Raw genomic sequence first — 22,715 nt, 5'->3', positions numbered from 1 at the left:
CAAGGCCAGTTATAAATTTTGAAGCTCGACCATTTCCCTGAACACTGCAGACTTTTTGTATAAATCATCAAAGTTGCCGGTAGATAGAATTTCTCCATTCTGCATCAAAATAATGCGATCAACATTTTTTACAGTAGCCAGCCGGTGAGCAATAATTATAATGGTGTATTGCCCATGAAGCTGCTGAATATTTTGCTGTACCGCTGCTTCGGTCTCCCCATCTAAGGCAGAGGTGGCTTCATCCATAAATAGAATGTCCACATTTTTAAAAAGTTCCCTGGCTATGGCAAGTCTTTGCTTCTGGCCACCGCTAATATTTATTCCGTTAGAACCTAAGATCGTATCTTCTTTAGCTGGTAAATCCATGATGAAGTCTGCAATTGCAGCCTGATTGACCGCTTTTAAAAACCTGCGGAAGTTTTCTTCGGTCTTGGGTGCCCAAAAAGTGACATTATTGTAGATGCTGTCATTAAACACTGCAGCATCCTGCACTATGTAACCTATTCTTCTTTTAAAACTTTTCAGGTCTAAATCTGCAATATTTTGATCATCTATTTTATAGGAACCACCATCAGGTTTTAAAAGTCCGCACATAATATTCAGCAAAGTAGATTTTCCCGCCCCGCTTTCTCCCACTATGGCCACAGTTTCATTTTTATCAATTTTTAAATTGATATTTTTAAGAATAGCGCCTTCACCAAAACCGAAAGTCATATCCTGAAAACTCAACCCATTCTTCAATCCTGAAAAAGAGATGTCCCCGTTTTTCTCCTGACCTTTTTCCAGTTCAGCCGTAAAAAGAGCCATATTGTCCAAGGACCCTGAAACGGTTAGAAAAGAATTCCACTGTTCCTGCATGCCTATAAAAAAGGTTATTGCCCGGTAAAGCAACAATAAACTTAGTAAAATTGTTCCCAGTGTTTCTTCAAATAAATATATATTGATAAAGATGGCCAGAAAAATCACAAAAATTACCAACGGCTCCCTTAAACCAGCCAGAATAGAATCTATTACACCCTGTCTTTTCTGAACAGCTTCCACTTCAATAATATTCTCCTTTAACTTCCCCGCATAAATATCATTTAAGCCCGTGGCTTTTAAATATTGAAACAGATGAACTTTTTGAATTAGCAAATTTTGAAACCGGTGTGCTTTTTTGGTATATCGCCGGGAATAATATTTTGTTCGTTTATAAAAAAACCGAAAGAGAATATTTAAAAAGAAAGATCCAAACAGCACCAGGAAAGTAAATTTCCAGTCAGAACTCAGCGCCAGGCTTACATAAACAAAGACCAAGGCACCGGTTTGGATAGATTTTAAATAGTGCTTGTAGGCCACATTAACCCTCTGTACTTCTGCGCTAAAAGTATTCTGAATTCTTCCCGTATCTGCTTTCAGGAATTGCTCAAAATCAAACTTGCTAAACAGGTTAATGTTGGAAATCCTGATTTTGCGCATAAAATATTGCTGATAAATTATCCTTACGTAGGTTTCGAAAAACCTGGCAATACCTTTAAGGCTGAAAAATAAAAAAATCAGAAAAAAGATATTGAGCAGGGTAGGCTGAATTTGCAGAATATCCAGAAAGAAATTAGTCACAACATCACTTTCCCCAGCAGTACTCCCAAAAGCATCTGCTCCTCCCCCTGTTGATATTAGCTGGAACAGGGGAATAAAAAAAGCAATTCCGATGCCATCTAATATCCCAACCAGCAGGCTCAAAGCAATGGCCACAAAAATCCGGTAATTCAGATACTTATAGAAGAAACTGAAATATTTAAAAAAATATTTTATTAGCGGATTTTCGTTCATTTTAAAGGTGTCCCAGCTCAAATGTACTAATATTAACGCTAAAAGAATTTTCCTTTCGCTGCTTCTATATTGCGTGAAAGTTGTGGTACTGGTGCTAATTAAGTAGTAAGAGCAATTTTGCGATCATGTTTTTACTTAATACCTGGTTGCTCCTCCTCAGGACCAAATAGCAACAAACCCTTTAGTCAATTTTTATTGAAAAGCCTTTTAAACAAACTTTTCACTTTATGCTTTACCTAAATTTTCCTCCAGCTGTTTATACTCGGCCAAAAGCGCTTTCCAGATTTCCTTATTTTCGTACTTATCTTTAATAATTCGGCGGGAATTTTTGCTAAGCTTGTTCCGAAATTCTTCCTCAAGAATCATTTTTTTCATGGCTTCAAACAAAGCTTCAGAATCCTGAACAGGTATAATTATGCCATTAATTCCTTCTTCAATAATCTCATTAGAGCCATTAATATTTGTGACAATAGAAGCTAATCCCATAGCACCCGCCTGTAACACGACGTTTGGAAATCCTTCACGATAACTGGGAAAAACCAAAATATCACTAATAGCAAAATAAGGTCTTACATCAGGCTGAAAACCTACACTCAAAATATTAGGATTAGATTGCATTTCTTCCAGAGTGTCTGGCATTAATGGATCAAGTTCAGCTTCAAATGGCCCCACTAAAAGGAGCTTAAGACTTTTTCCCTTTCTGGAATCTGCTTTACCTCTACAGGAATCAAGTTTTTTAAAAGCGGCCACCATCTCATTTATACCTTTATCTCCTACTAGGCGCCCAACAAAAACGAAAACAAAATCTTCAGGCTGGAGACCAAAATCATGGCGCAGCTGTTCTTTTTCTTCTTGGCTAAAAACATCTGGATTAAAGTGGGAGATGTCTATTCCATTAACATTGCCATTCGCCAGTACCTTCAATGGCTTTTTCGTAATTTTATATTTAATTAAATCCCTTTTCACCCCTTGTCCTTCGGGATATATTTGGGTGGCAAAAAAACATAAACACCGGTCCATATTGATCAATAAGTTTTGTAACATGCCGGTTTTCGAAGGAAACACCAACCCTGTAAAAGTGTGCATTCTTATAGGCACGCGGGCAAAATAGGCCGCGGCCATACTTAACAGGCCTGCTTTTGGTGTTATAGAGTGTACAATTTTTGGCTTTTCTCTTCTAAAACATGTGTAGAGTTTCCAAAAGGATTTTAAGTCTTTGAAGACGCTTATGCCCCTTTCCATTTCTATGGCAACAGTGGGAACCTTTTCCCTTTGCTGAACTTCTTCCAGATCTTTACCATTCCCCGATATGGCAAGGACTTCATAGTATTTATTTAAGAAGGAAAGCTGGCCCTTTAGCAGGATGTTTAATGATAAAGGCACCGTAGTAACTCGTATTAATTTTTGCATGTGGGGAGCCAGATTTTATTAATTATTAGCTTACTTATAAGATCCCAATTTCCTCCATGTTAGAAGATTGGAAATTGTATTTTTTTTGCAACATACTAAAATGCTCCAAGACCAGTTTTAAATCCTGAATACTCTCTTCAGGCCTATCTCCAAAATTATGAGGGTGCCACCATAAGTGGTAAATTTTATTATTTTTTGCAGCATATGCCATCTCCCTTTTTATTCGCTTTAGTTTTAGATTTCTCAAAAAAGAATTTTCCTCTACAGGCCTGAAGAACCTGCTGGCCTTCTGCTCCACTGGCATTCCCGGCTTTTTTTTAAGCCCTGAAAAGGGATACGTTTTATTACCTAATGGAAAATAAGCGTCTCCAGAACGAGAAGTTTTAGTGAAAATAGAAGTAGATTGGGTATCCTGCCAGTACCAGGATGAAGGATTTGACCTTACATTACGGATCCCAAGCTGAAAGCAAATTTCCAGATACTCTTGTTTAAGCTGATTTCTTGGAAAAACCAGGGACCTTAAAGTAATATTCAATTCTCTGGCCAGTTTCACAGCCTGTTCCAGATCTGCCTTGAATTGCACCGGGGTTTGTCCCTGTTCAAGACAGTAATAGTGGGAATAGGTATGGGTACCCACTTCCTGCCCATTAACATTGATAATTTCCTTAATAATTTCAGGAGCAAAAACCAATGCTTCATGCCCAGTGGCTCCTAGGTTCTTAGCGTAACGATAAGCTGAAAGTTTGGGATTGTTATATAAGGGCAAACTTTCGGGAATGTTTTTTTCCCATTCCTGCCAGTTTTTATTGAAGAGCATTCCCACAACTGCCCAGGTGGCATGAATATTATTTTGTTCAAAAGCATGTAGAATTTTTGGTATTACCAGACGTGTCTTTTCAAAATAGTTTCTTTTTTCTTCAATATCTACTAAATCAAAAACCCCCCATAATAATTCAAAATCCAGGGAAATCACAAAATGTCCGCTTTCCTTATAAGCCATAAGTTATCTAAAAATTTTGGGGAAGTTTTATTCAGAAAGAATGAAACTTCCCTAAATGCTTTTTTATTCTTTATGAAGTTCTTTCCTCTTTCCTAATTTTTTAAAAATTCCATCATTGGTACCCCGGAAAAACCAAAGCATCTTTTCCATCTTTTCATTTTCCTTCAATAAGATGTTACCAAAAAGTTTAACCCAGGTCTTAAAAAGTTTGTAGATGCGTAATCCAGTAGTCTCTTTAATATACAGTCGGGAATAAATGGTATTTCGAATCTCGTAATAGTAACGCCAGGGTTGCCTGTAATTTGTTTTTCTTACTGTAAAGTGGACTCCTTTGGCAGAAGCAACCCATTTTTGCCTAAATTTAAATTTCTGAATAATTCTTGCCTGGAGGTATTCGGTATCCTCAGACCAGAAGAAAAGGTCCATCCTGGGATATCCAACCTTTTTTATGATCTGGGTAGGAAGCAGTACTCCCCACCATCCGGGCTTCCTTTGGGTGGCAAAATTTTTTTCCCTTACGTACGGAAAAACCATCATGTCTTCATTAACATTTTTTATCAGGTTTTCTAAGCAGGAATTAAAGGGAAAAAAGTCATCATCCATCAACCACAAGTAATCTACATCTAGTTCTTCTGTAACATATTTAATACCTGCATAAAATCCTCCTGCAGGACCAGAATTTTCTTTAAGAAATATCTTTTGAACTCCTTCCTGTTCATTAAGGTATTCCCTGGTACCATCTTTAGAATTGTTATCTACCACCACAACTTCCATCTTGTCATAGGTTTGTGCAAGTACTTTACACAAACAAATCTTAAGGAAGTGCAGGCGATTGTAGGTAAGAATAACCACCCCCACCTTTTTATTCCTCATGGAAGTATTTTTTACAGTTCCCGAGACAGGATCTTCTACTATCATATTTTCTTTTACCATTTTAATTTCCTGAAAGTTTCAACTTGCGCCTACGCTTCACCTTTTTGTATTTTTTTTCTGCTAGATAGTAATAAATTACAAAGAAAATAAAATACATGACCATTTGTTTTTGTCTCATTATAATCCCAAGATTAGACATTACAAAAGTCATGGCAAAAGAGGTTAAAAGAAATATAACCATACTCATTTTCACATAAGAGGGGGACCGCTTAATGAAATGAAAAAAGTCCTTTCTGATAATTTTTAGAAAAAGCAGAAGATATATCAGATTTTCAAAAGAAATAATTAACCCCAACGCATTTGGCGCATCTACAAAGAGAGGTCTAAACCAGAAGGTGAATAATTTAAACGGTAAACTATACGAAGACATATCTACCCCAGATCCTGCTTTTTTACTAAGGTTCTCAGCCCTGTCACCGGTAAAATCTTCAAAATCTTCAATTAGGTTGTCTGAACCTTGCAAATCAACAACCGCTAAAATTTGATCCTGTACAAGAAGTAATCCTGCCAACATACCTGCAACCACCAAAAATTTCCTCCCAAATGAAATTTTATCCCTACCTGTAATATACCCTGCAACAGCTCCCACTGCCAAAAACAGAAATACATGTGGCCTGATGTAAAACACGATAAGCGATCCTAAAATTAAGGTATATAAACGGGATTTAGGATAAAGAATGGAATAGGCAAATATCATTACTCCCATAAAAATAGGCGCTCCTTTACCTAGAGAAGCGGTCCAGAAATGCATATTAGGCAGAAAAAGCAGGAGCGTTAAAAGATCAAATGACTTGAATATCTTTACTTTTACTGGAATTTTTTCCCGGAAGAACAAATAAGAATAGATAAAGCCTACAAATCCCATCCAGGAAAAGGTTAGCATAAGCATTTCATAGGAAAACCCCAGGAAATGGAAGGGATATCCTAAGAAATTAATAAAATTGGTATCTGTGCCAAAAGTCTCAAACCAGCCTACATTGGGATTATCTATGTAAAAGCTATAATATCCTTTTGAATCGGAGGGGTTGTTATACGCGTACCATAAGTAGACCCCAAAGAATATTGTGTGGTACAGGTATAAAAGGTTCATAAGCCTTTTATCAAAAAAAGAATGTTTTTTTTGATAAAAACCAAAAATGATTTGATTTACACCGGCAAATAATATAATTAAAATGAGAACCCCTAACATAAATTAAAATAATTCCAGATCCCCTATACTGTTATACCACTTGGTAATATCTTTAAATAGAAGCCTTTCTTCTGGGGTTAAATTTAGATCATTTAATACAAGAAGAGGACCTAAATAACCCTTTTTACCAAACAGTTCAAGAAACTGCGGAGAAAAGCTTATTAAATGCGCTGAAAATTTTTTTTCAATGTTCTTTAATAGCTTCTTGCGCTCTTCCCTATTAAATTCATCTTCATTATAAAGAAATTCAGCTACACGCAGTTCTTTTAATTTTCCTCTTTTTTTTATATAGACTGCCAAATAGTAAAAATCTTCCGCAATTACGGTATATTCCTGTAAGGGATTTTTTTCGTACCGCCACTCCAGAAAGTCAGCAGATTTGGGAGTAAAACTCGATTTTGATTTCTGAAGATTGTGGTTCCAGTGGTGGCAAAGTACATCGATTTTTTGAGCCGTTGTATTTTTTTGTATTGCTGGGAACACACTCTTCTTTCTTAGATTAAGAAAGCCTAAAGAAGGTTTTATGCCTATATAGATTTTACCCACCGGCTCCCATCCCATTTTTAGATAACCGGGACGGCTCATTTCATTAGGAGTGTTAAAAATAAAATGATCTCCTTCATTTTTCACACGTTCTACTGCTGCCAAAGTTAGCCTCTTAAAGATTCCTTTTCCCTGATGCTTAGGATGAGTAGCCGTATCTACAGCTCTAAAAGCCGAATATGTTTTATTATTGCTCTGCCATTTCCAGCGCATAAATGCCCTAACCCCTACAATTTTATCTTCTTCCTCAGCTATTAAAACAACAGACTTTCCAAAAGGATTAAATACATGCTTATATCTCCAAATCTCCTCAGACAAGGACAGTTCTTTTTCTCCAAGGCTGGCTTTTAAAACACTTACAATTTCAGGGATATCCTCTTCTGTAGCTTTTCTTATGTTCATTTATTGTAGAAAGTTTTACTTTTAGAAAGTATTAAATTTTCATGAAGATGCCATGCTTAAACCTGTAGGTTAACTAAATTAATTCGGGAATGCGAAATACAGCAGCAGGCTATTTGTTATTGCCATGATCACCTTTCATAAAATCAAAATATATACCTTCCAGTTCGTCTACCATTCTTTTTAAACTGAAATTATTAACTACGCGTTTCCTGGCTGCCACCTGATATTCTTTTCTTTTTACAGGATCTTCTATTAATGCGGAAGCTTTTCCGGCCAGACACCTATAATCCCCTACCTCGCATAAAGAGCCATTTTCTCCATCCCGGACTACTTCAACCACTCCCCCGGCCTTTGTAGAGACCACGCAACACTCCATGCTCATAGCTTCTAAAAGTGCAATGGGCAAGCCTTCAAATGCAGAACTCATCATAAAAATATCTATAGCCGAAAAATAAGCTGCAGTGTCGGTTTGAAGGCCGGGAAGGATAAGTTTATCCTCCAATTTATGCTCTTTTACCAAAGCCTTAATTTCATCTTCTTTAGGACCTGCCCCAACCAAAAGCCCATAGACCTCAGGATGTTTTAAATTTATTTCCTTAAAGGCTTTTATCCAGTCTGGAATAGCCTTTTGTTCCCGGAATACGGCAATATTGCCAATTACACATGCATCTTCAGGAATTTTATGCTGTTTTCTTATTCTCTCGCTTTTATCTGAATTTCTCCTGAAGTACTCCGTATTCACTCCATTTAATACAGTATTTACGGGAATCTTTGGTTTTATATTTTCTAGTACAGATCTTGAGGAATCTTCAGAAACTCCAATTGCCATGCTCTGAAAATTAAAACTCAGCTTATTCAGAATTTTAGTGGCTATATGGTAACGTTCCTGTATATTATGCTCTGTATATATAACCGGAATAGTGGTTCTAAGGCTTACAATCCTACCCAAAAATCCAGACCAGGGTAAATGGCAATGTATAATATCTATATTATTCTCTTTACAGTAATGGATCACTTCTTTAGATTTGCCCAGTAAACTTAAGTTGTTAGAGGCTTTAATACATGTTACTATACCCCCTGCCTCTTCAATAGATTGCACCATTTGATCTTTCCAAGGCAGGAAATAAATATAATGAAACTCAAATTTTTCCTGATGATGTAATTTAAGGGTTTCCGGTAGTAAAACCTCTGCTCCTCCTCTACCCAAAGACTTTATGATATGAAGGATTTTTATTCTATCCATAATGAGCGTTGAAAGAATTTTCTTTTTTAATGTGAAAAGATTAGCGGCAAATTTAAGCTATTCCGGGGCGGTGGCAATTTTTCTGTAAGAATTAACGAATTTTAACGCTATTTCCGAATTCATATAATTATTTGTAACCATATGGTAAGCCTTGTCTATACCTAATTCTTCAGGGGATTTAATAGACTTTTGAATTGCTTCGGAAAATAGTTCTTCTTCATTTTTTTCTATTAAAATACCTTTTCCCTCTCCAACAATTTCAGATATCCCCCCCACATTGTAAGCAACCACCGGAGTTTTACAGAACATGGCTTCCAGAATAACCCCCGGAAGCCCCTCTATAATGCTTGGTAAAACAAGGACATCTGCAACATTTATGAAGGACAGCGGGTTGTTTACGAAACCATAAAACCGCACTCGAGGACTTAAACCCATCTTTTTTACTTCAGTCTCAACTTCTTCTTTCAAAGGGCCGTCGCCAACAAGATGAAGATAGGCCTGTTGATTTTTCTCTAATACTTTGGAAAAAATTCGCAACAAGCCTCTATGATTTTTCTCAAAACTAAAGCCCCCTACGTGAACGATGTGCTTTCCTGATCCTGGCTGTAAATGCACAGGAGAAATTTCTTTTATTTCTTCCAAACCAATAGGTATAACCTCTGTTTTTCCTTTTAGAAAAGGAAAGTGTTGTAAAAGATCCTTTTCTGAAGCCGCTGATACAGAAGCAACAGCGTCTAATTTTTTGTATAAAAACCCATTATATTTTTTCTGAAAATAGGAAGTGAGGTACCGTCCCACCTCGCTCGCATTACGAAAAAGTACGGGAGCCTTCCAACCAAAGATTATTCTTGAAAAAATGGCATATTTTAAAGTATCGCCTGCATTTGCCTGAATAATATCTGGCTGAAAAGTGCTTATTACCTCAGCAAGATTTTTCCAAGCTTTTAGATCCAGAAAACGCTTGCCCGGAGATGCATTTAAACAGATAATTTCTCCTTTAAAAGGTAAATTAGCTTCTCCGTTAAAAACAGCAACCATTTTAACCTGATGTCCTAAAGCTATAAGATGTCCAGCCAACTGACACGCAAAAGTTTCTGCTCCTCTGTTTTGGTGCTTATTTATAAGTTGTAATATTTTCAATAGCTTAATTAATTTTACTTTCCCTTTCGATTTTTTATAAAACGGCTAAAATAAACTTTTCTGTACGCTATATAAAATTTCATACTCTCAGCATAAATGAAGCTTGCTCTTCAAATTATAATTGCTAGCAGAAGAAGGCAGGCTTTTTATATAAATTTTTTTAAACAGCAGAGTGCATCTATCTTTGGTTAAAGAATATAGCTTGATTATCTGATTAAAAAACGGCCTCCAAATCTGCCAGTGAAAATTTAAATCCTTTAGATGCATTTAATTTTTCATGATTCCTCATCACAATAACAGGTTTTTTCCTCTTAATTGTCACCGGAAGATGAAATTTGGCCAGGATTTCATTATCGTAATAGTATATTAAGACCTTTCCCTTCTTCCTTGCTAAAGTGTAAAGCATTTTACTTTCAGCAAATTTGGGATTGCCTAAAATTTCATAAATAACAAGATATTGAGAGCTTGTACCATAGGCTATATAGATATTCTGAGCAGGAAAATAAGCAATGGAGTATTTATTACTTTTATATCGCCATTTAAGGTATTTTAAAGATGTATAAGTATGTAAGGTATCCAAAGGATAGAAATCTTCTTTTTCCGTTAGAAATTCTGGTTTTATATCCAGATAATGGCAGGAGGCATTAAAAGGGTTTATAAGTGCAATTTTTATGTCTTGGACCTGCTCCATTTTTTGCCAACCCAATTTAGAATATATAGGAAAACTGATCTCATTTGGAGTGTTAAAAACAAAATCATAATTCTCTTTACATTTCTCTAAACCATCTAGGGTAAGTTTCTTAAAAATACCGTGTCCCCGATATTCTGGATGTGTAACCGTGTCTACCGGCCTTATGCCGCGAATTCGTTTTTTTTTGTAAGCACTATAAAAACTCCAGAACATAAACATTCTTAACCCTACAATTTTCTTCCCATCCAAGGCCAAAATCCCGAAGGATCTGCCAAAAGGATTTTCCAAATGTTTCCATTTAAAATGCTGAACAGAGAAACCAGGGTCCAGAGCTATTTGAATTAAAGCTACTACTTCAGTCAAATCCTTCGAATAATCGATCTCCCTAAAAGTTAAATCAAGTTTTTTCCTGGCCTCCATTTTTCCTGAAAATTATTTTCCATTTTAACTATTTCTTTCTTGGTTTCTTTTTATTATATATTTTAAAGGAGATAAATTACCTTTCCCTAACAGTAGCATTTAAGCTATTTGCAATCCTGTAAGCTGGTTTATTTTCTCATCTTCGCCACTGCCTTTGTTATAGGCAGGATGCGGCTATGCCATCCACTAATTATAAATTTAAATTTCCAAAATGGAGTGGTATCATCCACGGTCAACCGGGAAACCCGGAGTGGGTTTATATTGCTATTAATTTTATGATCAAAAAGAAAAGCCGTTTTAATTCCATATTTTTTTAGAATAATTTCAGATTCAAAGGAGAAATTACCATTGGGATAAGCAAAAACTTCAGGGGAAAACCCAAGTTCTTTTAAAATTGTGGTAGATCGTTCCATTTCATTTTCCAGTTCTTCCGGGGAGCAATGGTCAAACATAGGATGTGTATGGGAATGATTTGCTATTGTTATTCCTCCATCTTGCATTTCCTTTAAATGAGCAGTAGTTAGTTGAGGATATTTTAAAGCCGGTTTATCCGAATTCTTTCTTAAGTTAACTAAAAAGATTTCTCTCTGTTTATTAGGCCAGGTTTTAACCTCCCATACTTTTTTATTGCCCTCCTCCTTACCAAGATAATATTCTATCTCATCCCACCAGAAGGGCGTATTGGTGTTAATTAAATCTGTGACAACAAAAAGGATAGCAGGAATATTATATTTTTTTAAAACAGGAAAAGCTTTATAGTAGAAACTGGGATCCCCGTCATCTGCCGTAATTATTAGCTTTTTCTTCTCCCCTGCTTTCCATTTTTCTTTATTTTCTAAATCAAATTTGAAAATTAAATATTGAATTTGCCTTTCAAAATTTAGGGTATTAAAGAATTTATGATAGGTAATAACCAATTGTCTCCTGATTTTGATTCATAAGTACTCCTCTTCAAGTTTGAGCTATCTGTAGGAGGTCGCCAAGAAAGCTACAATTCTTCAAAGTTATTATAACTTATGAGGTACAAGGTTAAAACCCTATTAAAACATTCATCGTTTTGCTGGTTTTCTACACTTTATGTGAACCCTTTAAAGATAATTAGCTTACTTTCTTTTAAGAGGTTTTCCAAGAGGTGTGGCTTTTAAAAGTTTTATCATTTCCTGCATAGACCACGTCTTAAAAAAGAAATGTATAGCGACAAGTATAAAAAGAAATAAGCCTCCGGTTACTATCAGTTCAACTACATCAATTAGATTTTCGAATATAGGAGTAAAATACATTAAACTAAAAACTGCTGAAAAAGCTATTAATCCCGGAAAGGAGGTTTTTAGTATATCCCCAACTTGCTCTTGCAGAGGATAATCAATGAACTTGTTCGCATAATAAATGTTAATGAGTACTGCTATAATACTATTGGCTATTTGCGCGAGGATTAAAGGAATTATTCCTATTTTCATGGTTAACAGAATTCCTATAACAAGAGTAACATTAACTATAACTGCCATTTTTAAGTATAAATCTGTTCTACCCTTAACCTTTAAAATATTAGAATTGTACTTATTAATGGGATAAAATATGCCTGTTATACATAACAATTGAAAATAGGGAACCGCGGGCAGCCATTTATCTCCTAGTAAAAAAGCAAATAAAGGATGTGCAGTTAAAATAAGGAGGAGCATTATTGTGGTTAAGATCAATAATGCAAGAACCTGTGTTTTTTGATACGCCTGTTTCAGGTTTTCATCTTTTTTAATTTTTGAAAATACCGGGTACAAAACCTTATCCAGAGTATTTGAAAAAGTTACAATAGGAAAATCTTTCATGGTAACGGCTCTTGTATAATATCCTACCATTGCTGCCGAGAAATACCGGCCAATAATCAAGGGAAAAATGTTTTTTACAATACGCCCAATAATTCCTGAAATGGCCAGTTTGTAGCCAAAATAAAAATGTTCTTTTAATTTATGCCGGTAAAGTTTCATCTTTGGTAACCAGCGTGTCTGGAAAAAGTAGATTATAGTTAAAGATAATCCCAATACTATTTCCATATACACCAGCGCCCAAACTCCAAAATCCATATAAGCCATTACAATTCCTGTAAGACCTGCTAATAAAAGCGCCGGCAACTGGGCCTTCATTTGATACTTAAAATTCAGTTCGTAGGTTAACCTTGTTTTTTGTATGATAAACAAACTGTTAATCACTATTGTGATGCTATAAACACGAATTAGGTCTGTTAATCTTGGTTGATCGTAAAAGCTGGAAATAAGTGGAGCTGCAATATAGAATACCAGGTACAGGAATAAAGAAAGTGCAAGATTTATGGTAAAAACAGTAGAAAAATCATCTTCGTCCGGCTTTTCAGACCTTATAAGCGACTGGCTCATACCAGAATCTGTAAGCGAATTCCCCACGGCACTAAAAATTAAGATCATTCCTAGAAGACCAAACTCTTCAGGAGCAATTAATCTTGCCAGCACAATCTGGACAGTAAAGTTTATTGCCTTACTCCCAAATTGTTCAATAAAAGTCCAGCTAATACCTGAAAAGGCCTTTTTTTGTAAAGACATAAGTTAATTCTAGTGGCAAGCTATTAGCAGCTTGAAAAATTAAAGAATCTAAGAGAACAGCCTTTTACCCAAGGAACCGATCTCCTTTTTCCCAATCTTTTCCAGCTTTTTTACCCAAATAATCTTTTAAATATTTTGGATGCATCCCAAATCCAGGCCGTACAGAGCGTATATTCTCTTCCGTATAGGTTTCTCCTGCCTTAATATCTTCTGCCACATATATGGAGCGTGCAAAATCCTTTCCTTTTTTCTGCTTTTCGGTTAGGCTATAATCAATTTTTCCAATTGCTTTTTCGGCTTCCCTTACCGCTTTTACCATGGCTGCAAATTCGTCTTCATCCATAGAAAAAGAGGCATCTGGACCACCTATGGATTTATCCAGAATAAAATGTTTTTCTATAATTTTTGCTCCAAAGCATGTTGCTACTACTGGAACTGTATTGCCCATGGTGTGATCTGATAAACCAGAAATAACATTATAGCGCTCTGAAAATTCTTTTATCATTTTCATGTTGGCTTCTTCAATAGGAGCGGGATAAGATGAGGTACATTTTAATAGCGCAACATCCTTATTTTCCATGCGATTACAGGCATCAAGTGCCAGTTCTATATCTTCTTTTTCTGCTATTCCGGTAGAGATAATTACCGGCTTTCCTTTTGAGGCTACATATTCAATTAACGGGATATCTGTAATTTCAAAAGAAGCTATTTTATATGCTGGAGCATTTAAGTCTTCAAGAAAATCTACAGCAGTTTTATCAAAAGGGGAAGAAAAAATAATCAAGCCTTCCTTTTCTGCCGCATCAAATAATTCTTTTTGCCATTCCCAGGGGGTATAAGCTTCCTCATAAAGGTTGTAAAGGTTCTTGCCTTCCCAGATTGTACCTTTAATTAAAAAATCATCCTTTTTAGAATTAAGGGTAATGGTATCTGCAGTATAGGTTTGGAGTTTTATACAATCTGCTCCGGCTCTTTTTGCTGCTTTTATAGTTTTAAGAGCGGTTTCCAGGCTTCCATTATGATTAGCAGATAGTTCAGCAATTATAAAAACCGGTTCATCTCCACCAATATTTTTATTTCCTATTCTCATTTTTTAATTTTTCAAATTTCAATTCTGATGTATTATCAGAAACATTTTTAAATGATAGCTTCTCAAATATTCTTACAGAAGCCTTGTTCTGCCTAAATACAAGACCATAAACTTTCTTAATTTCAGCATTTTCGGCAAAAAATTTATGCACCCCCAATTTTAATAGTGCAGTACCAAGCCCTTTTCCTTGTTGTAATGGATCTACCAGATAATTTATTTTGGCAACTCCTTCATTTTCCACATCAAACCGAATGGTTCCGGCAGGGATATGATCTACTTCTAAAATATATGTGGTTATAAGGTTACTGTTAATCATTTTATCAAACCAGCTTTTGTGGCTGGATAAAGAAATAACGCTCTTATCAAAGGAATTTTCACGGGTGTGAGCATGATTTCTCCATAGATAGAGCAACTCCAAATCCTCATAAACCACCTTTCTTAATTGCTTTTTCACCACTTATAAAACCTATCCTGGGAAGAAGCTACCTCATCAATTTCATTCTGGGAAAAATATTTTGGGTTAAAGCATCCCACTAATATCCTGTCCTCATTCCTGTTCTCTACCCAGTAAAAACCTTTAAGCCTACCTTCCACCAACCAACCGGCGCGTGTATATGCTTTAATAGAAGGAATATTAGATTCATACATCCCACCATATAATTTCCTGATGTCAAATTCTTCAAAAGCAAGCTGGTTACCAAGTTTAATAGCATCTACAGATAAGCCTTTACCAAGAAAATTTCTGTCCCCAATAAGAATTACCAAATCTGAAGTTTTATGAACCTGATGTATAGGTCCCAATTTAATGGTGCCAATTAAAAGATCTTCCTCAGCGCTATATATCCCGAAAGTAAAAAGATTTCCTTTTACTTTACCTTCTTCAATAGAATTAAGTAATTTTTCTCTGGTAATGGCTTGTTTGGAATTTGTATAATATTTCATTAACTCCTCATCTTTAAACCATTTCATAACATCTTCAGTAATATCGGCCTCTGTGACTTCCTTTAGGTAAACTCTGTCTCCGTGGTATGCTTTCATAATTTTAAAATTTAAATTTATAAGGATAAAATTAAGAGAATTAAAAATGCCTTTTAAACTTTTTGATTTTGCAAACTCAAAATCATCTTATTCCCTTAACTCCCGCAGTTAGTATCAATTCCTATGTAATTATTATAAGTCCTTAATTTTTTCTTCTTCTGTTTTCTTATTTATTTGTCTTGATTTACTACCTCTAATACTTCATTTTCTAATAACTTCTCCATAATTTCATATAGTTCCCACACAGGTTCTCCTATTTTTTGAGCTATCTGAAGGAGACTGTGCTGCCCGTCACAATAACTTATAAAATTCATCATTTTTCGCGCTTCATTAGCAGATCCTTTTACACTAATTGTAGGATACAGCCCCCTTTTTCCTAATTGAGGTTCGCAAAAAACAGTGCTTTTTAATATTTTATTATTCTCTATTATGCTTAATGCTTTTTTTAAGGCATTAAATCCTCCCTGTAAACCTTCAGGAGAAATTAAATTTAAATTATCCAAAGAAGTATGATATTCAGGATATTCTCCATATTTGCTTCGCATAATTGTGGCTAAAGGCAAATCTACTCCGGGAGCACAATATTGTCTCTCATCACTGCCGCGGTCCAGCCAGCTGTATTTCCTAAACCCTGGAGCTGTATGCTGTAATACGTGCAGGGCAACCTCATCAGACAACGTACTTCCCTTCCGGGAAGGGAGATAAGAAAAACACCTGTTATCACCAATACAGGTGATATTAAATCCCGCAAAAACGTTATTTTTAAGCTCTTTAAGATTTTTACTTATGTAAACTATGGAACCAATAGTTTCCGGAACAAGAACAATCCTGTAAGTATATTCTCTCTGATTAAGCGTTTTAAGCCATTGAGCAAGGGCTATAGTTACCACTGGTCCTGAAAGTTCATTATTGGCCATTGAAGGATGGCACACATATGAAGATAAAAATATTTCTTCTTTAGATTTACCAGGTAAAACGATTTCAGCGTAATTTAAGACACCTTGCTTAAAGCGGGATTTAATTACTACATGGTATTGCCCGGGTTTTAGCTCCTTTCTTTGCGTTTCGGGTAAACAAAAACCCCATCTTTTTTTATAATAGGAAGTAACATAAGGAATAGCGTCTGGCTGTTCCGGTAAAGAATACAAATATTCATTTAATTCTTTAAGATCCAATCGCTTATCCACAGGTTCTGAATATCCAACCACATGCAGGTTGTTTTCTTTAAAATCAATTATCCTTTCTCCTTCTTGATTTTTAATGTATGCCTCTTCAATTTCCCATTCATCAGGTACGGTCCAATCAAAGGCCTTATACCCACTGGGAACACTCTTAATTTCCAATTCTGGAATAATAGATTTGAAATAATTGAGGGTTTCCCTCACGCCTTCTCCGGTAAGACTTCTATTTACAGGGAATAGGTCTGTTGCCCACCCATACATTACCTGTCCAATATTACTCTCCATTCTTAAGTAAAAAGTTTTTATCTGTTTCTAATTTAGAACCTAATATATTTTCCATCTGTTTGGAATGAGTCCACATCACTTCAAAGTGTTCAAAGTTAAAAACCTTAAGTACTCCTTCCTCCTGAAGTGTTTTCTTAATTTTTTCCCGATCCCAGGTGGTATCTTTTTCTAAATCTCTGACGAAGTATTGATACACAATATCCTTTTTAACTGTATTAGAGGATATTACTTCTCCTGGAAAATTTTTAATGTACCGGTATGGGACCTTGTAAGCAAATTCCAGATAATGAAGATAAGTACTAATAAATTTATCTACATTAATATTAATTACCACGTGACCCAGGTCATGTAACATGTGCAGGATTGAATCTTCGCCAAAGGCAGTCTCTTCTTTTAAATGGAACTGCTGGAAATAATTATTTGTATCTATGACATTAAAAACGGGATTAATAGTTCTGTGAGTAGTGGGATATTGCTCCCTTATCTCTTCACCAAACCTTCCCACTTCAGAAGGAGAACTTGTTTGGTTATAAACTCCAGTTTTTGTGTAACTGTAGGTGAAAGTAGGGACTAAAATGGTTTTAGGCTTGTACAGATTATTCAAAACTGTTACGATTTGTTGAGATAATTCCCGATAAGAAAACTTATCCATTATTCCCTTCAACCTTACATGCAGGAATAAAATTTCATTTTCCGGTATATTTAATTGTTTTAAATATTGCTCCATTTCTCGTTTTTCTAAATCTTTATTCATAGCTTCCGAAATTTTACCGGATCAATAAAAAATAAATTTCTTTTAGTAATTACCTTTTCCAAACAGAGTCATTTTCTAAGTAACCAGTTTTAATACAAAACATAATCAAATGTTTTCTTTAAATCTTAGAAAAGGCTTCAATGTTTATTGAATTTAGAATGAATTATAACATCTATGTAATTCTCATGAATTAAGCAATGTTCTTTTAACACCGCCTCTTTTTTAAAACCAGCTGCTTCTAAAACTTCATAAATTTTAGGCCTTAAATTAAATGCGTAGGTATGAAGTTTATGTAAATCCAACTCTCTAAAAGCTACTTTCTCTAATAATTCCAGAAAAATTCCCCAGTGCTTTTTAAATCCCTTTTGTTCCAGTTCTGTCTTCATAATAAATGAAACCTCCGCATGCTTATCCTTCCAATTAATATGTACCATTCCGCCATAACCAATACAAATGTTATCCTCTAAATAAGAAAACAGCACCTGGGCCGGTTTATCATTTTCAAATAATTGTGCGACTACCGTATCAAAATAAACATCCTGATCCTTTTGGGTAAGAGGCCTATTTTGTCTCAAATGATAAATTTGCTCATTTCTCCATTTCATAATCTCGTAGCGGTCTCCGGAGCGAATTGGCACGATAGAATATTTCCCTGAAGAGAAACTTTGGTTATTTAGAATTTTGTAAGAGCTCATACTTAATTTCTGCTATTTTCCAATCGCTAATGTTATCTATATCCTGTGCTTCTAAATCGCTGATTACTACTCCCCCAGTATTCTTAGTAAAAATGGTATTATTTTTAAGAAATTCAGCTTTTTTAAAAAAATAGAACTGTCCTGCATCATGAAAGGATTTTTCGAGATCCTGAGAGCGTGTGTTTTCAAATTGAGGGTAGAAAAAGGAAACTTTTCTATTCTGAATCTTCAGAGCGCGCTGTATGGGATAACTGAATGGGATCACGGGAAAAACTGCATCCCGGTTTTCTTCTTCTAATTGCTGAAAAGCTTCTTTTAGCAGTTTCTCTGTGGTAAAGGGAGCTGTAGGATAGATACAACATATGTTATTAAATATCTTACCATTTTCTTCATACTGCTGGACCACTTCTTTTAGCACATCAATGGTTGTGGCATAGTCATCTGCATTTTTGCTGCTTCTCAAAAATGGAACTCTAGCACCATGCTTTTTTGCAATTTCAGCAATTTCTTTATCCTCTGTAGAAACCATTACCTCCTCGAATAGTCCAGAATTAAGAGCGGCTTCTATGGAATACGCAATTATAGGTTTGCCTAAAAACTCCTTTATATTCTTACGGGGTATCCTTTTACTGCCTCCACGTGCGGGAATTATACAAATGTTTTTAGGCATTATAAAAGTCCTTTATTTTGTTTATAACAAAATCCTGCTCCTCCGGAGTTAAGGTTGGAAACATTGGTAAGCTTATACAAGCTTTATAGTATTCTTCGGCAGCAGGCAAATCTCCTACTTTCCATCCAAATGACTGGTAGTATGGCATTAAATGACAAGGAATATAATGAATTTGAGCAAGTATTTTATTTTCCCTGAGATAATTATAAAGCCCCAGACGATTTTCTACTTCAAGAATATATAAATGATAGGCATGGCCTTCTATAATTCCTGATTGTCCCGTTACAAATTCTGAATTTTTAAAGGCCTGGAAATAGGTATTTGCAATTTCTCTCCGCCTGGCAAGTCCTTCCTCTGCTCTTTTTAGCTGACTACTTCCCAGAGCCGCCTGAAAATCTGTGATTCTATAATTAAATCCTAGTTCCTGCATCTCCATATACCAGTTTGGATAATTTAAAGATGCGGAATCCGATGCTTCTTCATTTAAACCTATTGCAAATGAGGCTGAATTTTGGTATTTAGAATCATCCTTTACAATACCGTGTGTTCTTAATTCAAGCAATCTTTCATACAGGTCTTTATCATTGGTAGTAATCATTCCCCCTTCCCCGCTCGCGATGTGTTTCACGGGATGAAAGGAAAATATGGCCAGGTTGGCAAAATTTCCATTTCCACATAACTGCTTCTTACCATTAGCATCCCTAAAATACCCTCCCGGAGCATGGCAGGCGTCCTCAATAATCCACAGGTCATACTGCTCGGCAAGGGCGTGGAAATCCTCCATATTTACGGCTCTTCCTGCAAAGTCTACGGGAATAATTCCTTTATAGGTTCCTTTAGGTGCAGCTTCCAGAAGCGCTTTTACTTTATTAATATCTAACAGATAAGTATCTGGATCAATATCTGCAAAAACAACTTCTCCCCCACAATAGCGCACACAATTAGCAGAAGCAGCAAAAGTTATGGGCGTGGTTATTACTTTGTCACCCTCCTTCACATTTAGCGCCAGAGCGCACAAGTGTAAAGCAGCAGTACCATTGGCAACAGCAACAGCATATTTACTATTGATATAATTGGCAAAAGCATCTTCAAATTCTGCAATTTTGGGCCCTTGCGTAAGATAATCTGATTTTAAGGTTTCAATTACATCATTAAGATCTTCTTCTGTAATATTCTGGCGGCCGTATGGGATTGGGTTATTCATAAATTACGCTTCAAAGTTTGAATCTATATGTTCTTTAATCAAATTCCTGAGATCCTCAACGGTTTCCCATTCATCATTTTCTCCGGAATTGTACTGGAAACCTTCCTTTACCTTTTTCGCATTGAATTTTTCAATAAAATCTTCTAGTTTCCATTTATGCGTAGCAGGTAATATGGTATAATATTTACCAAGGTCATAGGTATAATAAGAATCTGAAGAAGTGATCATTTCTTCATGAATTTTTTCACCAGGCCTAATTCCTACTACCGGCTTTTCACACTCTGGGCCTATAGCTTCAGCTACATCTGTTATTTTGTATGATGGAATTTTAGGGACAAAAATCTCTCCTCCCCACGCATTTTCCAGAGCATGCATTACCATATCTACTCCTCCCTGGAGGGAAATATTAAATCGCGTCATACCAGGATCTGTAATAGGTAAAATACCCTCTTCTTTCTTTTTCATAAAAAAAGGAATTACCGAACCATTGGAACCCATAACGTTCCCGTACCGTACTACCGAAAACCTAATAGGATTCCAGCCTTTAATATTATTAGCTGCTATAAATAGTTTGTCTGAAGTTAGTTTGGTTGCTCCATATAGGTTAATTGGCGCACAAGCCTTATCTGTAGAAAGTGCAACCACACGTTCAACCCCGGTTTCAAGGCAGGCATGAACAACATTTTGTGCTCCTCCAACATTCGTTTTTATACATTCATCCGGATTATATTCTGCCAAATGAACATGTTTCATTGCCGCAGCATGTATTACAAAATCAACACCTTTAAAAGCGCGAATTAATCTTTCCCTATCCCTAACATCTCCAATAAAAAACCGTATTTGCGGATATTGTTCAGGAGGGAATTCCTGAGCCATTTGAAATTGTTTTTGTTCATCCCTGGAAAATATAACCAGTCTTTTTACTTCAGGATAATTCTTTAAAATGTGTCTTGTAAGAGCTTTCCCCAACGAGCCGGTTCCTCCGGTAATCAATAAACTTTTATTTGTTAACATACTATTTTTCAAATTTTGATCTTATAATTTTTTCTAAACTTTGTGCCACCTGAACATCATTTTCCTTCACATTATAATCTTTATAATACTTAGGATAATTTTCATTTAAAGTTATTCCAGGAGCCATTTTTGCATAAAGTTCATCAAACCTTCTCTGCAATTCTTCAAACACAACTTCTTCAGAACTTATCTTTTCCAGATCAAGATTGGGAGAGAAGCTATAAACCCCAGGTAAGGATTTATACCAGGCTCCCCATCCAAATATAAGAACGGGTTTCCCGCCTGTAATGGATTCCCACCCAACCGTTCCGGAAATGGTTGCACAAATTTTAGAATTTTTTATAAGTGCATAAGTATTATAGGTTGGGGCTACAAATGTTAAATTAGGAATTCTCTCTAACCTTTTAAAGAATTCAGGATTTCGCATAAAATAGGATTGTTTTGGGTTTTCCTTTACGTAAATTTCCCAATCTTTTGGTAAAATTGAGGATAGATGTTCCAGCGCCAGAGCCTGATCTGAATATTTACCACCATAAGAGGAAGTAGTTTTCTCCGGTTGCAAATGCAAGGCAAAATAGACGAAAGGTTTTTTTAAATCGACCTCATTTGAAAGTTTTTTCCTGTTGAGCTCGTAATCCTGCTTTAGTTTGTAGCGGTAATAAGCCTGTCTTCTGTAATTTTTCTTAAGTAATTCTTTAATTAACTGAAAACCATGAAAATACTTGGACAATTCTTTATTTAAAGAATCCAGGTCTTTTACGTTTGAAAGTTTGAACCCATCTCTACGATTTACTTTCATGTAAGGTAGATCCTTTTCAAATTTAGGTTCTATTTCAATACTATCCTTAGGTTCAAAAAGTTTTTCTGTAGTATTAAAGTTACCAAAATCCCTAAATTCCCAATAATAAAAGAATCTGTTTGGAAAAGTGGTTTGAGCAAGGTATAAGGTTTTAATGCCCATCTCTTTTGCCAGAATATGCGGAATATAATCATATCCGGCATGAGGGGAATTGTTCTGAATTAAGAGGTCTATGTTATTTTCAACTAATAGCCCATAGTAATAATTAACCATTAAGTTAAAATGGTCCAGAAACTGATGGTAGTTAAACTCGTTATAATTTACCGAGTTATGAAGGTTTACCCTGGAATACATGTCAATAAAAACCGGCAAATGCTCATAAACTTTATTGTATATTTCTATAGGAACATGTTGATAGGTCCCTTCAAGCCCTTTTGACCCTAGGTTTAAAAACTTTTTTTTGCTTGCAGTAACCGTTTTCTGGACTATCGCATGATTTAATATCCCCTTTTTTTTAAAATCTTTAATTAGATAATCCTCCCAATTGTCATGCGGTGTATTAAGAATGTAAATATTTATTGGCTTATTCATTTAATGCTGTTTCTGGTATTTATGGGATTTTTAGATTACTA

21 protein-coding genes are annotated in these 22,715 nt (G+C 35.5%); all 21 read right to left on the bottom strand.

Annotated features, from left to right (window positions below):
- Nucleotides 1-9: 9 nt before the first annotated feature.
- Complete coding sequence (locus AB8M93_RS03040) at nt 10-1,833, bottom strand: ABC transporter ATP-binding protein (RefSeq protein WP_373056157.1); 1,824 nt, start codon at nt 1,831-1,833, stop codon at nt 10-12.
- Between the two features lie 204 nt (nt 1,834-2,037).
- Nucleotides 2,038-3,222: a glycosyltransferase family 4 protein gene (locus AB8M93_RS03035; RefSeq protein ID WP_373056156.1), complete on the bottom strand. Its 1,185-nt coding sequence runs from the start codon at nt 3,220-3,222 to the stop codon at nt 2,038-2,040.
- A 34-nt stretch (nt 3,223-3,256) separates the two neighbouring features.
- Nucleotides 3,257-4,222 carry a polysaccharide deacetylase family protein gene (locus tag AB8M93_RS03030; RefSeq protein ID WP_373056155.1) on the bottom strand — a complete coding sequence of 322 codons (966 nt, stop codon included), beginning with the start codon at nt 4,220-4,222 and terminating at the stop codon, nt 3,257-3,259.
- A gap of 63 nt (nt 4,223-4,285) precedes the next feature.
- Nucleotides 4,286-5,140 carry a glycosyltransferase family 2 protein gene (locus tag AB8M93_RS03025; protein WP_373056154.1) on the bottom strand — a complete coding sequence of 285 codons (855 nt, stop codon included), beginning with the start codon at nt 5,138-5,140 and terminating at the stop codon, nt 4,286-4,288.
- A 16-nt stretch (nt 5,141-5,156) separates the two neighbouring features.
- The gene (locus tag AB8M93_RS03020; protein WP_373056153.1) at nt 5,157-6,245 is read right to left on the bottom strand and encodes a hypothetical protein; all 1,089 of its coding nucleotides are present in this window, start codon (nt 6,243-6,245) and stop codon (nt 5,157-5,159) included.
- Nucleotides 6,246-6,347: 102 nt separating this feature from the next.
- On the bottom strand, nt 6,348-7,289 hold the full coding sequence (locus AB8M93_RS03015; protein WP_373056152.1) for a GNAT family N-acetyltransferase: 942 nt from the start codon (nt 7,287-7,289) through the stop codon (nt 6,348-6,350).
- Nucleotides 7,290-7,398: 109 nt separating this feature from the next.
- A complete protein-coding gene (locus AB8M93_RS03010; protein WP_373056151.1) occupies nt 7,399-8,532 on the bottom strand; it encodes a glycosyltransferase in 1,134 nt (377 codons plus the stop codon).
- Between the two features lie 57 nt (nt 8,533-8,589).
- Nucleotides 8,590-9,672 carry a glycosyltransferase gene (locus AB8M93_RS03005; protein ID WP_373056150.1) on the bottom strand — a complete coding sequence of 361 codons (1,083 nt, stop codon included), beginning with the start codon at nt 9,670-9,672 and terminating at the stop codon, nt 8,590-8,592.
- 214 nt (nt 9,673-9,886) lie between these two features.
- Entirely contained in the window at nt 9,887-10,783 is an 897-nt protein-coding gene (locus tag AB8M93_RS03000; protein ID WP_373056149.1) for a GNAT family N-acetyltransferase, read from the bottom strand.
- Nucleotides 10,784-10,911: 128 nt separating this feature from the next.
- Nucleotides 10,912-11,700 (bottom strand): polysaccharide deacetylase family protein, encoded by a 789-nt coding sequence (locus AB8M93_RS02995; protein ID WP_373056148.1) that lies wholly within the window; start codon nt 11,698-11,700, stop codon nt 10,912-10,914.
- Between the two features lie 186 nt (nt 11,701-11,886).
- Nucleotides 11,887-13,353 (bottom strand): lipopolysaccharide biosynthesis protein, encoded by a 1,467-nt coding sequence (locus AB8M93_RS02990; protein WP_373056147.1) that lies wholly within the window; start codon nt 13,351-13,353, stop codon nt 11,887-11,889.
- Between the two features lie 64 nt (nt 13,354-13,417).
- Entirely contained in the window at nt 13,418-14,443 is a 1,026-nt protein-coding gene (gene pseI / locus AB8M93_RS02985) for a pseudaminic acid synthase (protein ID WP_373056146.1), read from the bottom strand.
- Nucleotides 14,427-14,897, bottom strand: a complete 471-nt coding sequence (locus AB8M93_RS02980) for a GNAT family N-acetyltransferase (RefSeq protein ID WP_373056145.1) — start codon at nt 14,895-14,897, stop codon at nt 14,427-14,429. Before AB8M93_RS02980 ends, pseI begins: the two co-directional genes overlap by 17 nt.
- Nucleotides 14,894-15,481, bottom strand: a complete 588-nt coding sequence (locus AB8M93_RS02975) for a GNAT family N-acetyltransferase (protein WP_373056144.1) — start codon at nt 15,479-15,481, stop codon at nt 14,894-14,896. Before AB8M93_RS02975 ends, AB8M93_RS02980 begins: the two co-directional genes overlap by 4 nt.
- Before the next feature lie 170 nt (nt 15,482-15,651).
- Entirely contained in the window at nt 15,652-16,947 is a 1,296-nt protein-coding gene (locus AB8M93_RS02970; RefSeq protein WP_373056143.1) for a DUF4910 domain-containing protein, read from the bottom strand.
- On the bottom strand, nt 16,937-17,701 hold the full coding sequence (locus tag AB8M93_RS02965) for an AAC(3) family N-acetyltransferase (RefSeq protein WP_373056142.1): 765 nt from the start codon (nt 17,699-17,701) through the stop codon (nt 16,937-16,939). The genes AB8M93_RS02970 and AB8M93_RS02965 overlap by 11 nt, the downstream gene beginning before the upstream one ends.
- A 137-nt stretch (nt 17,702-17,838) precedes the next feature.
- Entirely contained in the window at nt 17,839-18,396 is a 558-nt protein-coding gene (locus tag AB8M93_RS02960) for a GNAT family N-acetyltransferase (protein ID WP_373056141.1), read from the bottom strand.
- Nucleotides 18,371-19,066: a pseudaminic acid cytidylyltransferase gene (gene pseF / locus AB8M93_RS02955; RefSeq protein WP_373056140.1), complete on the bottom strand. Its 696-nt coding sequence runs from the start codon at nt 19,064-19,066 to the stop codon at nt 18,371-18,373. The genes AB8M93_RS02960 and pseF overlap by 26 nt, the downstream gene beginning before the upstream one ends.
- Nucleotides 19,059-20,270, bottom strand: coding sequence for a UDP-4-amino-4,6-dideoxy-N-acetyl-beta-L-altrosamine transaminase (pseC, locus tag AB8M93_RS02950; protein WP_373056139.1), 1,212 nt, complete (start codon nt 20,268-20,270; stop codon nt 19,059-19,061). Before pseC ends, pseF begins: the two co-directional genes overlap by 8 nt.
- 3 nt (nt 20,271-20,273) lie before the next feature.
- Nucleotides 20,274-21,284 carry a UDP-N-acetylglucosamine 4,6-dehydratase (inverting) gene (gene pseB / locus AB8M93_RS02945; protein ID WP_373056138.1) on the bottom strand — a complete coding sequence of 337 codons (1,011 nt, stop codon included), beginning with the start codon at nt 21,282-21,284 and terminating at the stop codon, nt 20,274-20,276.
- Nucleotide 21,285: 1 nt separating this feature from the next.
- Nucleotides 21,286-22,674 (bottom strand): capsular polysaccharide export protein, LipB/KpsS family, encoded by a 1,389-nt coding sequence (locus tag AB8M93_RS02940; RefSeq protein ID WP_373056137.1) that lies wholly within the window; start codon nt 22,672-22,674, stop codon nt 21,286-21,288.
- Between the last annotated feature and the right edge of the window lie 41 nt (nt 22,675-22,715).

The sequence above is a fragment of the Autumnicola aciditolerans genome (genome assembly GCF_041679265.1).
Classification (GTDB): domain Bacteria; phylum Bacteroidota; class Bacteroidia; order Flavobacteriales; family Flavobacteriaceae; genus Autumnicola.
This window is presented reverse-complemented; position numbering and strand designations above follow the sequence as displayed.

What these genes read in the sequence shown, in the direction of transcription:
- AB8M93_RS03035 (WP_373056156.1), bottom strand. Translation starts at nt 3,222, where the DNA reads ATGCAAAAATTAATACGAGTTACTACGGTGCCTTTATCATTAAACATC.
- AB8M93_RS03030 (WP_373056155.1), bottom strand. Translation starts at nt 4,222, where the DNA reads ATGGCTTATAAGGAAAGCGGACATTTTGTGATTTCCCTGGATTTTGAA.
- AB8M93_RS03025 (WP_373056154.1), bottom strand. Translation starts at nt 5,140, where the DNA reads ATGATAGTAGAAGATCCTGTCTCGGGAACTGTAAAAAATACTTCCATG.
- AB8M93_RS03020 (WP_373056153.1), bottom strand. Translation starts at nt 6,245, where the DNA reads ATGAACCTTTTATACCTGTACCACACAATATTCTTTGGGGTCTACTTA.
- AB8M93_RS03015 (WP_373056152.1), bottom strand. Translation starts at nt 7,289, where the DNA reads ATGAACATAAGAAAAGCTACAGAAGAGGATATCCCTGAAATTGTAAGT.
- AB8M93_RS03010 (WP_373056151.1), bottom strand. Translation starts at nt 8,532, where the DNA reads ATGGATAGAATAAAAATCCTTCATATCATAAAGTCTTTGGGTAGAGGA.
- AB8M93_RS03000 (WP_373056149.1), bottom strand. Translation starts at nt 10,783, where the DNA reads ATGGAGGCCAGGAAAAAACTTGATTTAACTTTTAGGGAGATCGATTAT.
- AB8M93_RS02990 (WP_373056147.1), bottom strand. Translation starts at nt 13,353, where the DNA reads ATGTCTTTACAAAAAAAGGCCTTTTCAGGTATTAGCTGGACTTTTATT.
- pseI (WP_373056146.1), bottom strand. Translation starts at nt 14,443, where the DNA reads ATGAGAATAGGAAATAAAAATATTGGTGGAGATGAACCGGTTTTTATA.
- AB8M93_RS02975 (WP_373056144.1), bottom strand. Translation starts at nt 15,481, where the DNA reads ATGAAAGCATACCACGGAGACAGAGTTTACCTAAAGGAAGTCACAGAG.
- AB8M93_RS02970 (WP_373056143.1), bottom strand. Translation starts at nt 16,947, where the DNA reads ATGGAGAGTAATATTGGACAGGTAATGTATGGGTGGGCAACAGACCTA.
- AB8M93_RS02965 (WP_373056142.1), bottom strand. Translation starts at nt 17,701, where the DNA reads ATGAATAAAGATTTAGAAAAACGAGAAATGGAGCAATATTTAAAACAA.
- AB8M93_RS02960 (WP_373056141.1), bottom strand. Translation starts at nt 18,396, where the DNA reads ATGAGCTCTTACAAAATTCTAAATAACCAAAGTTTCTCTTCAGGGAAA.
- pseF (WP_373056140.1), bottom strand. Translation starts at nt 19,066, where the DNA reads ATGCCTAAAAACATTTGTATAATTCCCGCACGTGGAGGCAGTAAAAGG.
- pseC (WP_373056139.1), bottom strand. Translation starts at nt 20,270, where the DNA reads ATGAATAACCCAATCCCATACGGCCGCCAGAATATTACAGAAGAAGAT.
- pseB (WP_373056138.1), bottom strand. Translation starts at nt 21,284, where the DNA reads ATGTTAACAAATAAAAGTTTATTGATTACCGGAGGAACCGGCTCGTTG.
- AB8M93_RS02940 (WP_373056137.1), bottom strand. Translation starts at nt 22,674, where the DNA reads ATGAATAAGCCAATAAATATTTACATTCTTAATACACCGCATGACAAT.